The following is a 13,703-nucleotide window of genomic DNA, read 5'->3' as shown; positions in this document are numbered from 1 at the left end:
ACGCCCAAATTACTTTTTTGGAATCATAGCATAGCAATGTTTCTTAGTGAATTATAGTTATCCATATGCCATAACTTGATAGGGTTCAATCATAGCATAGCGATGTTTCTCATGGAACTTTAGCTTGTATTTACTTATTGAATCAATAATGTTTACCATAGCATATTAATATTTCTTTTGGAACTATAGCCCCAACGATCGTCCCCATTCTTCCCTGAACACCATAGCATAGCGATTTCTCTTATGGAACTATAGCCACTTCTTCAGGCGTCTGATTCGTCGCCTCGATCATAGCATTGCGTTGTTTCTCTTAGAACTATAGCTTGAGAAAATTCGTTAGGACGTGGTTTATAATCATAGCATAGTGATATTCTCTACGGAATGATAGCATTAATATTAACAAGTTAAGATATGTTCCTCTTAATTAATTCATATCACTATTATTCCCAATCTCATTATTTTTATAATTATTCGTTTATCTAGGTATAAAGTTTATTTTACGGGTCAATAATGAAACCATAAGGATCATATCATAGCGATGTTTCTTAAGTTACTATAGTAAGGGCAATGACCCGTGGCGTTTGGGGATCGCCTTATCCTGGTATGGATATTCTCCCCATGTGAAAAGCACCTAAGCATAGCGCTATGGTGCTTTTATTTTGTAAAACATGAAGGAGGTTATGAAATTGAAATATGTATTAGGGTTGGATATTGGAATCGCATCATGTGGTTGGGCAGTAATAAATCAAGAAAAACATAGAATTGAAGATTTAGGGGTTCGTATTTTTGATAAAGCTGAGAATCCCAAAGATGGAAAATCTTTAGCTACACCTAGACGTGACGCACGCTCTACCAGAAGAACCCTACGCCGTAAAAAACATAGAATGCAACGGATAAAGATACTTTTAGTAAAGCACGGCTTACTATCCAAGACCGAAATCGACCATCTATATGAAAGTGCTACTGAGATCGATGTTTGGTACTTACGTTTAAATGCTCTAGAGCGCAGATTAAATCCAAAAGAGTTTGCTAGAGTTCTTATTCACCTTGCTAAAAGAAGAGGATTTAAATCTAATAGAAAAGAAACAACTCTCTCGGAAAACGGACAAATCTTAGAAAATATTTCAGAGAACCTGCAGATTATGGAGCAAAAAAATTATAGAACTGTTGGAGAAATGATTCTAAAAGATAAAAGATTTGAAAATCATAAAAGAAACAAAGATGGTACTTATATCGGGACTGTTACTCGGCAACAACTTCAAGAAGAAATACAAATGATATTCAATGCACAACGTTTGTACAAAAACAATCATGCAACAGAGAAATTTGAAAGTAGCTACTTAGAAATCTGGGCATCTCAACGTCCCTATGCTTCTAAAGATCAAATTGAAAAAATGATTGGTTACTGTACCTTAGAGCCAAAAGAAAAAAGAGTGCCTAAAGCTTCTTGGTCATTTCAATATTTTGTAGCGCTACAAACCATAAACAACCTCCGACTGATCAGTAAAGACAGGATAGAAGAACTCTCTTTTGAAGAAAAGAAACGAATTATGAATCTAGCACTCGAAAAATCAATTGTTAAATACATTGATATCCGAAAATTACTATCTGTTCCTAATGAATTTCAATTTAATAGCCTTTCATATTCAGCTGATATAGTAGATACAACGGTGGAAAATAAAAAATGTATAGAACTCAAAGAATATCACTCTATTAACAAGGTATATAAACAAATTTACGGACAGAACGCTCTAAATTTATTACCTAAAGATTACGATACAATTGCATACGGACTTACTATCTTTAAAGATGATAAAGATATCCTAGAATATTTACAAAATAAATACGTAAATGCAAAAGGAAAACCTATAAGTAATTTAGCTAACAAGACCTACGATGATACATTTATTCAGGTATTATTGACTCTGAATTTCTCAAAAATGGGACATTTATCATTTAAAGCTTTAAAAAATATTATTCCTTTTTTAGAAGAAGGTCTATCCTACGATAAAGCATGTGAGAAGGCAGGATACAACTTTAAGGGAACATCCTACACAAAAAAAACAAAGTACCTACCTGTTATCCCTCAGAATACAAATCCTGTTGTACATCGTGCTCTTTCACAAACAAGAAAAGTTATAAATGCCATTATAAAAAAATATGGTTCTCCAAACGCAATCCATATTGAAACTGCAAGAGAATTATCGAAAACATTCCAAGAAAGAAAAGAAATAGATAGTATGTACCAGGATAACTCTAAAAAGAATGAACACGCCATTTGTAAGTTAAAAGAATTGGGGAATATTAAACCCTCAGGAATAAATATTGTGAAATTTAAGCTTTGGAACGAGCAAGATGGTAGATGTATGTATTCTGGAAAATATATTGAACCACATCGCTTATTTGAAGAAGGTTATACGGAAGTAGATCATATACTCCCTTACAGCCGTAGCTTAGATGACAGCTATAACAATAAAGTATTAACGCTAGGAACAGAAAATCAGCGTAAAGGAAACAAAACTCCTTATGAATACATGAGGAATAATTCAATTTGGGATGAATTTGAAACAAGAGTACAGTCAAATAAAAAAATCAACAAAAAGAAACAACAAAAATTACTTTTACAAAACTTTTCACATGCGAGAGAACAAGAATTTATCGAACGCAATCTCAATGATACCCGTTATGCCACAATATATCTATCATCCCTTATTCAACAACACCTCATATTCTCTGAAAGCTCTCGTGAGAAAAAAGTTCATACAGTTAGTGGAATTATAACATCTCATTTGCGTAGTAGATGGGGATTTAACAAAGATCGGAAAGAGGGGCATATCCATCATGCTTTAGATGCGGTAATCGTTGCTGTCACATCCGATCACATGATTCAAAGAGTAACAAAATATTATAAGTTAAAAGAGTTAAATAGAAATATTCAAGCCAAACGGATGCAGTTTCCTGAACCTTGGGAAGGATTTCGTTTAGAGTTAGAAGCAAGAGTTTCTCCAAATACCCAGCAATATTTAAAGGGTATTCGTTTTAAAAATTACGCCGATGTCGATCTATCCGAAATCAAACCTATCTTTGTTTCAAGAATGCCTAAGCGCTCTATTACTGGTGAATTACATCAAGAAACAATCCGGAAATTCCTTGGTTATAACGAAAAGGGGAAAGTGCTAACCGCGACAAAAACAAAATTAGAAGATATTCCTTTTGATGCTAATGGTGATTTTCCCATGTTTGGAAAAGAAACTGATTTATATACGTATAATGCCATAAAAGAACGTTATTTAAGTCATAAAAAAGATAAACGCAAATCATTCCAAGAACCTTTATACAAACCCACAAAATCAGGAGGAATTGGACCACTTATAAAATCTATTAAAATAATGGATACAAGAACCATTGTTAATCCTGTTAATCAAGGTAAAGGTGTCGTGTATAATAGTAAAATTGCTCGTACTGATGTATTCAAAAAGGGTGAGAAGTACTATTTAATTCCCATTTACACAATTGATCTTATGAAAAATATCTTACCTCAAAAAGCAATTACAGCAGGAAAAGGATATGAGGATTGGACAACTATTGATCCTAGCTTTACTTTTTTGTTTAGTCTTTTTCCCAATGATCTAATCCAAATTGTCCCCTCAAAAAACAAAACAATTAAAGCTAGAACAACTGTATCGAAAAAAGAGGTATTACTACCCTCACTCACAGGATATTTTAAAGGTGTTCATAGTGGAACTGCTGGGATTACTGTTGAAACGCATGATGGCAGTATTATAGCAAATGTAGGCTCCAAGCAGTTACTATCATTTGAGAAATACCAGGTAGATGTACTTGGACATTACACAAAAATTAAGAAGGAAAAACGTATTGGAATGGCAATATAGAATGGTAACAAAAAACGCAGCTTGCTAATATAGAATTTTGAATAGGGAAACATATGCAAACAAAGAAGATATTATCTCTGCTTAACTTACTTTATTTTAAAAAGAAAAAAATCGCATTCTAAACAAATGAAACCTCTCCTTTTTCAAATTAAAAAACCTTGTCTAATCCTCTAGTGACAAGGTTTTTCAGCATCTACCAGAAAATAACGATTTTTCTTATGGAACTATAGCGGTGGTGATTATGGCCAAAGGTAAGGTACAACCATAGCATAGCGATTTTTCTCATGGAACTTTAGCTTGGAAAACTCCATACTGGCAAAAACATTACCATAGCATGGCGATGTTTCTTATGGAACTATAGCAGGAGACTCGGTTTTCTGACTAGGAGTCAGACCATAGCATAGCGATGTTTCTTACGGAACTATAGCCTCGGTGTATATCGAAGGACAAAGGAATAGACCATACCATAGCGATGTTTCTTATGGAACTATAGCAACACGTTTTGAAACACAATCTTGATCATATCATAGCAATGTTTTTTATGGAGCTACAGCTGGCTTTTGTGGTCTGTGGTCTCTTTTTCACCATAGCATAGCGATGTTTCTTATGAAACTATAGCGTTAAATTACCATTTGGTCCAATGGATTTAATCATACCATAGCGACATTTCTTATGGAACTATAGCCGGTTTCAACTCCTTTTAAGGCATTTCTCAACCATAGCATAGCGATATTTCTTATGGAACTATAGCCTCTTAACGAATCCAGTAGCAGCAGAACATACCATAGCATAGCGATATTTCTCATGGAACTATAGCCCAATCCATCATGCATGGGTGGTAGTTGAACCATAGCATAGCGATGTTTCTTATGGAACTATAGCGTTAATACATACTCTTAATCCTTATAATTCACCATAGCATAGCGATGCTTCTTATGGAACTACAGCTCGTCGCCCATAAACAAACTTATTTTCATATCACCTTATACTAATATTATATATTACAATGGCCTTATATATATTTTTAACAAAAATATATATCCCAAACCTAAAAGACTAAATATAACTTATAAATTTACTTATCAAATAGCCTCCAGCAAGGAAATTGTACACTTACTCTTACTTTAAAATCAGTAAGTTTTATTAGTACATTTACATAAATAATCCCTTCGCCTATACACAAAAGAATTATGTTATAATAACTACTGAACATATGAATAGGATAACAACTACCTGCTGTTGGCAAGTAGAAATTTATCTAATAAAAAGATCACCTGTTTCCAAGACAAGTGATCTTTTTGTATACATTTCCTGTACTTTTTTGAGATTCCATTTGCCAATACTACCCATAAAACTTTATAAAAAGTGTTCTCCTGCCACTAAAAACATGATTAACCAAAAACACACTATCATAAGACATACAGTCCTACATTTCCCTACAAAGGACTCAACTTTTTCTACTATATATTTCATGTTAGTTCATTTCCTTTTCCTCTTAATTAGCATATTCAACCCAACATTTTTCTTTATTAAAACGTACTTCTTTGCTATATGGATTTCCTGAATTAGCACTTTTTAATTTAACTTTAATTACCTGGCCAGATAAGAGCTTTGCCGCTTCATTTTTTGTTATATTTTTTTTACCCAATTTCTCTAGTCCATTTTTCCATAAAGCTACTTTGCATCCATCTTTATACCCACTACATGAGAATGACTTAGTATTTTCATAGATTGGCTTTCTACATTTCGGACATTTTGCAATAACCTCTCTAGCTGTAGCTGCTTTTACTGCACCTTGTACATTCTTGATGTTTGCCCTAATTTCAGCGGCTATACGACCAATTAAGCTCTCTAAATCATCATAAAACTCCTGCTCTGTTTTCTCATTTCGTTCTATTTGAGCTAAAGAAGTTTCAAATTCTGCTGTTAATTCCGCACTATATAAGCAGAATGACGGTGGCATCATCATAATAACTGTTCTACCTAATCTTGTTGAGATCAAGTGCTTTCCTTTTTCTTCAATAAAATTCCGTTTTTTTAATGTCTCAAGAATTTGTGCCCTGGTTGCTGGAGTACCTACACCTTCTGCTGCTTTTAATATCGCTTTACTTTCTTTACTTTCAACATACTTCCCAGCCTTCTCCATGTCTTCAAGTATTGTACCTTCACTATACCTAGCTGGTGGCTTAGTTTCTTTCTCTTTTAAAGAGTAATCTCCAATAATATCTAATGTAGTTTTTTGTAATACACTTTCTTGGACTTCTTTATTTTCTAAAACTAACCAACCTTGTTCTCTCAACACTTTCTCGGTTGATTTAAATGTTTCTGGGCCATCTTGAAAAGATGCTGTTACTTTCTCAAAAACTGCTGGAGGGTAAAATGCACTTACAAAACGCAAGAAAATTTCATCATATAACTTTCTTTCATCTGCAACTAGACTACTAGGTTTTTCAGTGGTAATAATAACGGCTTCATGATCCGATACTTTGCTTGGATCTACAAACGTTTGTTCAATTTTCCATCCATTGTCGATAATAGATTTAACCCATTCATTTGATGAATGACACGCTAATAGTCCCGGTAACTCTTCGTCATTTGCCAGATATTCGCTGCTAGTACGTGGATACGATACAAATTTTTGATCATATAGTTTTTGTAATACTTCTAATGTTTTTGATGCACTCCATCCTACTTTTTTGTTCATATATACCTGTAGAGACGTTAAACTAAAGAGCTTACGAGGTTTTTCCTTTACCCGTTCCGATTTAACAGAGTATCCTGTACGATTTCCCAACATATCTAATCTAGCTTGTGCATCCTCTTGTGTCAGCTGCTCGTCCTTTTCTAATACCATTTCAAATAGCTTTGTTGAATCCTTTTCTGAATTCATTACTGGAGCAACAATGGTAAAGTGTTTTACCTTTTTAAAGTTTTCAATTATATAGTCCCTTTTTACAATCATAGCCAATGTAGGTGTTTGTACACGTCCAAGAGATAAGACAGAAGGGCTTTTACTTAATTTCGTAAGCAATTGCGTTGCATTTAAACCAATTAACATGTCACTCTCTTCACGAAGCTTACCAGCAAGAACTAGACCAGCATATTCACTATTATCTTTTGCTTCTTGAAAAGCTTTTTTAATACCACTCTCCGTTTGATCACGGACCCAAAGTCGCATTACTTTTTTATTGCCGATATTTCCTTTCTTAAAAATTTTAGAGAATATATGCTGTCCCTCTCTCCCAGCATCCGTTGAGCAATAAATTAATTCTGCTTGCTTCATCAAATCTACAACAATCTTATACTGCTTTCTAACTCCTGCATCATCCTTTACTTGTAAAGGAATATCTCTTAATAAGAATGGTAAATTTGATGGATCACCCTTCCAACCAAAATCAGGATTAATCTGATCTGGGTTTACACATTCAACTAAATGTCCAAATGCATATGTATATATCCGTCCATCATTACCTTCATAATAACCATTCTTTCTTGTAGAACCACCACTTAAGGCTTTTGCATAATCCTCCGCTTGCGACGGTTTTTCACAGACAAATAATTCTTTCATCATAATTCACTCCTAATTATATTTAAATTTATTTATTTTCAATTAGAGATTTAAAACAAATTCCAATAAACTATAATTTTTGAATAAAGTTTGATTAAATTTACTTAATAACCCTTGATAAAAGAGCGAATAAAAAAGCGTGTTTTGAAAAAAAGATTGATCAAAACACGCTTTTTCTATATTCAATTTAATCATCCTTTTATAAAAAAGTTTGATAATTTTTGTGAACCTTACTCAATTAAAGCGCCCGATAATTGAAGATGATTCACGTGATTTTATAATTCAAACCTTTTTGACACTATTTCAGCTACTTCTGCAGCACTCAAATTTGTATTATTAATTTTTATGTAGTTCTCATTTTTAATTTCACCTTTATGGGAGTTCAATCTGTATTTTTCCATTGATTCCCTTAGTTCATTCTCCGACCAATCAACGTTTCTTTTGGTAGGTTTATGCTCAAGTCGATGCGGACTTTTATTTCGTTCCAGCCTCTCGTCCATATCAGCTTCTAATTCCACAAAATAAATAGTGGCAACCTGGGATTTAAAGATTTCACATATCTGATCTACGAAGTTCCAATCCTCTTGTTGATCAAAAGCCCACACATATGTAAAGATCAAACCTTCCAGTTCACTCTCAGCCACTGCCTTGAATATTTCTTTTCTAAATAAAGTTGACAACCTCCACATTTCCGGGCTAAAGCTGAATAAGGGCTCAAGTAATTCAATGGTCATATGGTTATGAAATAGTTTCAATCCTGTTACTTTAGCTAACTCTTGCCCTACTGTCATTTTACCAACTGCTTGCGGACCAAATATAAGTACAAATTTCATAGACTTCCTCCATTAATGATTTTTCATTATTATACCAGTAATTTCAAGTACCCTTTTTCACAAACTTCATACTATCTGAAAAATTTTAGGTTGTTCAGTAAATATGTTTCACATTAACGTTTTAAATTTGTTTACCTGAAAAAGTTATGCCGTTAAATGGCCCGATTGTTGAAGAAAGAGATACTCTGCAAAATAGATCTTTTTATCAAACTTTTTTACAAATTATCAATCTTTATTACAAATGATCAAACTTTATTTTAAATCAACATAAACGACTAAAAATACTACTAGCCAAAAGGGTAAGACTAAGAAAAGAGCATTAATGCATCCTTCTATAAAAGCAAATGGATTTTCTTCAATTTGCACAATGTTTTCCATATAATGTTCTCTCTTTCTTTATCTAATTTTTTGTTTTACCATTTTACCGAAGAGCATGCTTATATGTGCGCTCTTTATTTACACAAAAGTTGCACATATACAAGAAGCATACGCAGGATGTTATTGCATTCGCTTCTCACTTTTCGATATAAGTAATGATCAAAGAGTGTCCCCCTGCTATTTGGACACATTTACCAGTGTTTTTACCAAAAAATTCATGATATGGTTAATTTGTCGAGTACGTCATTACTTGACACTTACCCTTAGAAGCCCCGTAGATAATCGGGGCTTCTTTTATCAATATATAGTTATCAAAATAATTAGTTGAGTGTTAAAATATCATAAATTCTCCTTAGGGAGTTTTCATGTAATTAAACAAGAGTTTACAAGTTCTCGAATCTCAGCCCCTTGGAGCGCCCTTCAAGGGGCTGAACTAATTAAGATAACGATTTTGTTAAGAATTCTTTTCCTTTTACAAAACAATGATATGATGTTCCGTCTTCATTTTCGCCATTAATAATGTTCTCATTGATACATTTAATTAATAGGAATTTCCTTTCTAAAACCTCATCTTTATTCATAACTAAAAATAAGCCCCAACTTGTTAAAGTAAGAGTCTATTTCTAAATTAATCATTTATTATATGCCACACTAAAGTATAACCAACTGTTATCCATAATATTATTTCTTATATTCTGTATATGTCCCAATAAAACTAAATTTATTATTATCATATTTAAAAATTTCTATTGTATTAACTGCTTTATTAATCTCTAGATAACTACCTATGATGTTATTTGCCATACCACAAGCTTCCTCTTCGCTTGCTAAAAGATAGCTATCACAATCTACGATAGTATTATCGTTCTTCGTTACAAATGTGTATACATCTTTCAAAATATATCATTCCTTTCTACAAAATAAATTAGTAATATTTAAATTCTATTTACCTAGCAACCTCTAGATCATGCTTTTTTTACTGGATCTCTTTTGAATCTTCTTTTATTAATTTGCTACTTTTTCAGTGTGCCTGCATTGTGGAAAAGATGAACAACCTAAAAACACACGTCCATCATGAGTCCGAGATACCAATACCTCTCCACATTTCGGACACTTCCTTGTAGCTGGTTCTACTGATTTTCTTATATCGGCTGGCTTCTGTTCTGGATTTACTTGTACAATAAATGCTTGTAAAGATGATCTATCCAGTAATTTCACATCACATGCTCTTGCTAACTGTTTTGCTGATGATGTATATGTACTATTTGTAATTACCCACGCTTCATTAGCTTTATAAAAGGCTTTTGCTGCATATATTTCTTGTATAGCTTTAATCCCTACTTTGTTTTTAAAGCCATATCGTTTCGCCTGAATAACAATTTTATTTTTCCCTTCAAATATTAAATCTGCTCCGAAATCATGACTACCATTTGTAACAGCTGCCTTATATCCCAGCTTTATAAATAGAGCCTCAAGAAAGAATTCAAATTGTCTTCCATCCATTTGATCAATATCTCTAATCCCTGACTTTAAGAATATATTTTTCACTTTACGCTTTTGCATTACTTTATAAAGCATCAACAGCACAAATAATACGATGCTGCAAAAAAACATATATGGTGAAACATTTATGAGAAGCAAATCTACACCTCCTCTTTAAAAAGAAATAATAAAAAAAGACCAACTCTATCAGTTGCTCTAAACTTCATCAAGTATTGAATTTAGAATTCCTTTATCTTTCCATAGCATTTTCTAACGTACTTTTGCGGAATAAGGAAAAAGCTTTGTACTTATTAGGATGTGGATTTGGTGGCTCTTTAAACATTTTACTAATGTCTTTTTGTAAATTATAAAATCTTTCATCCTCTTTTAACCAATCAACTGCTGCTTTTGGTTTTCCCCATTCTCTGACAACTTGATTAGGCTGCTTCATTGAAGCGAAAGTATAAAAAAAAGAATCCATATTTTCTTTATCTGTTAATTCAACAGCATAGAAATGGATTCTTTTATTCGTATCTGATTTTCCTAAGGGTTGTATTTTATTTACTTCAAGCATTTTATCTTCCATATGCTCATATTTACATTCCCCTTGATCTGTAGTTAAGAAATTTAATTTTTCAGCGATAATCGCACGTTCAAAACATTGCATTGCCTCTTTATGACCTGGTGATTCTTCATTTAACACTTCTACAAAGTCCCTTTTTTTCACAAAATCTCTCTTTTTCAAAAGCTCTTTGTAATTTTTTAGTACGGCAATCTTAGTATCTAAACCTACGCTAGTTAATGGCATTGATATTTCATCATCATCAAAAAACTCAATTCTTTCAGTCTTAATGACTCCATATACAGGAACATTTCCTTTAGCTGAACGTTTGTAATATGTAACACTTTCTGGAACTTTAATTTCATCTGCCCTCAACTTATGATTAGTTTGCTCAGTTCTGCCTCCATGTGAAGTTATTTGAAGAATTGGTAAAGCTATCATTCTGTTATTGCCAGCATTTATAACAAGACCGAATCTTCTTTTCCCTTCTTGTTCTTCCGTATCATTACTTAATGCTTTCGGTTTAAAAGGATAAAAAACCCTTACAATATCACCCGAATTATATGTTTCCACTTGATTCACCTATCCTTTTATCTTTTAATATAAACAACATCATCTTCATCAAAATCATCTTCATCTTCATGAATATCAATTAACAAAAGAATTCTTCTATCTAGGTGATAGCCACTATATTCTCCTTCTATTGCTAACTCTTTGATTGCTTGATCTAGATATTTTTGTTCGTAATCTTCAAGTTCCATTTCCTCAATAATTTGCTCCCTATCCTTTCCTTTCCATGAATAATTTAATAAAAAGTCAATCGATTTATTATTTTCCACACTAAAACCTCCATTTTATTGATAAAATTATTATATCATTCGGCATTAAAGAAAATTATTATATTGTATTCACTTCTTACACTTTTTTCTCAACAACTTACCCCCTTTAATAAATGAGGTTACTATTATATTTAAAATACTTGCAACTACTATCATGCATAATGCAAATAGCCAATTATTCACCTATTCACCTCCTTTCAAGTCTAGCTTTCCAAATTATTAAGTCGACTAGGAGGCACAAACATCTATAATATATACATCTACTTCATGATGAATAAACTTCTTACATTCTTCTTTGATAATCGCTAAACATTTTTCTTTTTTTAATCCTCCTGTACCGCTTCCTATGATCGGCATTGCAACCGAACTATATTTTTTCTTTATTACTAATTGCAATGCGTTATAAGTTGACTGCCTAATTGAATACTCTGTTGCTTTCCACAAAGCATTAATACCAGCTACATGAATTAACGCTTTGCAGTTTAAAAAGCCAGATGAAGTTATAACCGCCTCACCTAGCTTTAATAGCCCTTCTTTTTTCAATTGTTTAAATGGTTCATGACCTGCCTTTTTCCTAATTCCCTTTGAAACACCAGCTTCATTTAACAAATAATGTGGTAAAAAGTTTCTATTCCATGCATTAACTATTACATCAACTTTAGTATCATAATTTGTGATATTACCATTCTTCATAAAGATTCTCACGCAATAATCAACCTTTCACTTTTTATTCTTACCAAAATTCATTAGAAATTTTTGCAATAAAAAACTTCACATGTGAAGTCCACTAATTAACTAAATTTATCTAATAATAAATCAATATTCGCAATCGAAATTAGTATATAGGCTATAAATCTCATAATATAATTATATCTCTAAAAACAGATCATTCCCTCCCAACATACTCCCAACAAACTCTCATTTTTATCTTCCATATCCATTTTCAATTTGGTCTTGTAATTGTTCATATTGTCGTTGGTTCTTCCATTGTTCATATTCATTATTCATATGATGGTTCATATTTTTTAAGCTTCTCATAATATTAGTACGTTCTTTAATAACAGAACGTATACGTTTACCACGAGAAAAAATATTTTTCCCTTTATGAAATTCAACTTGCTGTTGTTCTTTTGCTACCTGCTTCATTTCTTTTAAAACTGCGTTACCCAATCTAGTATATAAATCATTAATCTTTGTATCACCAAATTGGTTATAACGTTTTTTATCCTCTTCACTTCCTCCATAAGCTTCTTTCATTATCTTCATTTCTTCATCCAATTTCTCTTTTAATTCTTCATATTCTTCCTTATGGTATTTCTCTATGTACATATCACTTAATTGATCTATTTTATCTCTTACATGACTAATAGAATTATAGTTATACTGCCACTGTTTTTTATCTTCGGGTAGCTCTTTCATAATTTCAACAAACAACTTTTTCATTTTTCTTTTTTCAGAAAGGTTCACGTCTTTTTTACTTTTAACAATTTTATTTCGTATTAAATCATTAATTTTTTTATACTCTTCGCTACGATCCATAATGCTATTTACTACTTTTGATTTCATTGCATCAATTGATTTTTGTTTTCTTTTTCCTCGATGCATCACCTTAAATCTGCCTTTGGAAATTATCCTTCCCGCACTCGGTACAGGTTCCACCATTGCAACATGAACATGGATATTACCTGTATTATAATGAATGGCTGCTGACCAAATTGCCGTATCACGTAACCTTTCTTTTGTCATCATGACATCCATTGCTTTTCTTGTTACATCTTTTAATTTTTCTTCATCTAGCATTTTGCTTTCCTTGTCATAAATACCGTGTTTCTCTAACCATTCATTGTCAAAACTAATTACATCCTGCCACAAAACACTTTTATTTTTTTGTGCCTTTTTAAAAGCCTCTTTCAATCTATTCTTACCATCCAATGAAACTACGTCTTCCTCTTTTGTAAAAAGTGAAGACGTTTTTTCCTCGTTCCCCATATAATCTTGATAAGAACTAAATTCATTTCTATCTTTCTCTACAGCGTCTTTTCTTCCAATATAATCTATATAATCTCCAAATTCTTTATCTTAATTTTTACTAAAATCATTTCTTGAATATACGAATTGACTTTTAATTACTACACCAGGTGTATTCAT

9 protein-coding genes and 1 pseudogene are annotated in these 13,703 nt (G+C 32.4%); 1 reads left to right on the top strand and 9 read right to left on the bottom strand.

The window, feature by feature from the left end; genetic code table 11:
* Window positions 1-686: 686 nt before the first annotated feature.
* Window positions 687-3,893 carry a type II CRISPR RNA-guided endonuclease Cas9 gene (gene cas9 / locus MHI26_RS28840; protein ID WP_340809253.1) on the top strand — a complete coding sequence of 1,069 codons (3,207 nt, stop codon included), beginning with the start codon at window positions 687-689 and terminating at the stop codon, window positions 3,891-3,893.
* A 1,495-nt stretch (window positions 3,894-5,388) separates the two neighbouring features.
* On the opposite strand, the gene MHI26_RS28835 is transcribed toward cas9, so the two are convergent.
* From MHI26_RS28835 to mobP2, 9 genes and pseudogenes are all read right to left on the bottom strand, one after another.
* Window positions 5,389-7,461, bottom strand: a complete 2,073-nt coding sequence (locus MHI26_RS28835) for a DNA topoisomerase (protein WP_340809252.1) — start codon at window positions 7,459-7,461, stop codon at window positions 5,389-5,391.
* Between the two features lie 275 nt (window positions 7,462-7,736).
* Window positions 7,737-8,294 (bottom strand): AAA family ATPase, encoded by a 558-nt coding sequence (locus tag MHI26_RS28830; protein WP_061666038.1) that lies wholly within the window; start codon window positions 8,292-8,294, stop codon window positions 7,737-7,739.
* A 252-nt stretch (window positions 8,295-8,546) separates the two neighbouring features.
* Window positions 8,547-8,672, bottom strand: a complete 126-nt coding sequence (locus tag MHI26_RS28825; RefSeq protein ID WP_255253848.1) for a hypothetical protein — start codon at window positions 8,670-8,672, stop codon at window positions 8,547-8,549.
* Between the two features lie 681 nt (window positions 8,673-9,353).
* Window positions 9,354-9,569 carry a hypothetical protein gene (locus MHI26_RS28820; protein WP_061666032.1) on the bottom strand — a complete coding sequence of 72 codons (216 nt, stop codon included), beginning with the start codon at window positions 9,567-9,569 and terminating at the stop codon, window positions 9,354-9,356.
* Between the two features lie 108 nt (window positions 9,570-9,677).
* The gene (locus tag MHI26_RS28815; protein ID WP_061666033.1) at window positions 9,678-10,286 is read right to left on the bottom strand and encodes a restriction endonuclease; all 609 of its coding nucleotides are present in this window, start codon (window positions 10,284-10,286) and stop codon (window positions 9,678-9,680) included.
* 118 nt (window positions 10,287-10,404) lie between these two features.
* Entirely contained in the window at window positions 10,405-11,289 is an 885-nt protein-coding gene (locus MHI26_RS28810) for a hypothetical protein (protein WP_340809250.1), read from the bottom strand.
* A gap of 17 nt (window positions 11,290-11,306) precedes the next feature.
* A complete protein-coding gene (locus tag MHI26_RS28805) occupies window positions 11,307-11,555 on the bottom strand; it encodes a hypothetical protein (protein ID WP_061667858.1) in 249 nt (82 codons plus the stop codon).
* A gap of 228 nt (window positions 11,556-11,783) precedes the next feature.
* Window positions 11,784-12,248, bottom strand: coding sequence for a macro domain-containing protein (locus MHI26_RS28800; protein ID WP_097888929.1), 465 nt, complete (start codon window positions 12,246-12,248; stop codon window positions 11,784-11,786).
* A 231-nt stretch (window positions 12,249-12,479) separates the two neighbouring features.
* Window positions 12,480-13,703, bottom strand: a pseudogene (mobP2, locus tag MHI26_RS28795) (MobP2 family relaxase).

The sequence above is a fragment of the Bacillus sp. FSL K6-1218 genome (assembly GCF_038006445.1).
GTDB lineage: Bacteria > Bacillota > Bacilli > Bacillales > Bacillaceae_G > Bacillus_A > Bacillus_A thuringiensis_S.
The sequence above is the reverse complement of the archived record's forward strand: the minus strand, read 5'-3'. Positions and strand labels throughout refer to the sequence as shown.

Excerpts from the sequence above, each read along its gene's own strand:
- MHI26_RS28800 (WP_097888929.1), bottom strand. The coding sequence starts at position 12,248 with ATGAAGAATGGTAATATCACAAATTATGATACTAAAGTTGATGTAATA.
- MHI26_RS28830 (WP_061666038.1), bottom strand. The coding sequence starts at position 8,294 with ATGAAATTTGTACTTATATTTGGTCCGCAAGCAGTTGGTAAAATGACA.
- MHI26_RS28835 (WP_340809252.1), bottom strand. The coding sequence starts at position 7,461 with ATGAAAGAATTATTTGTCTGTGAAAAACCGTCGCAAGCGGAGGATTAT.
- MHI26_RS28825 (WP_255253848.1), bottom strand. The coding sequence starts at position 8,672 with ATGGAAAACATTGTGCAAATTGAAGAAAATCCATTTGCTTTTATAGAA.
- MHI26_RS28815 (WP_061666033.1), bottom strand. The coding sequence starts at position 10,286 with ATGTTTTTTTGCAGCATCGTATTATTTGTGCTGTTGATGCTTTATAAA.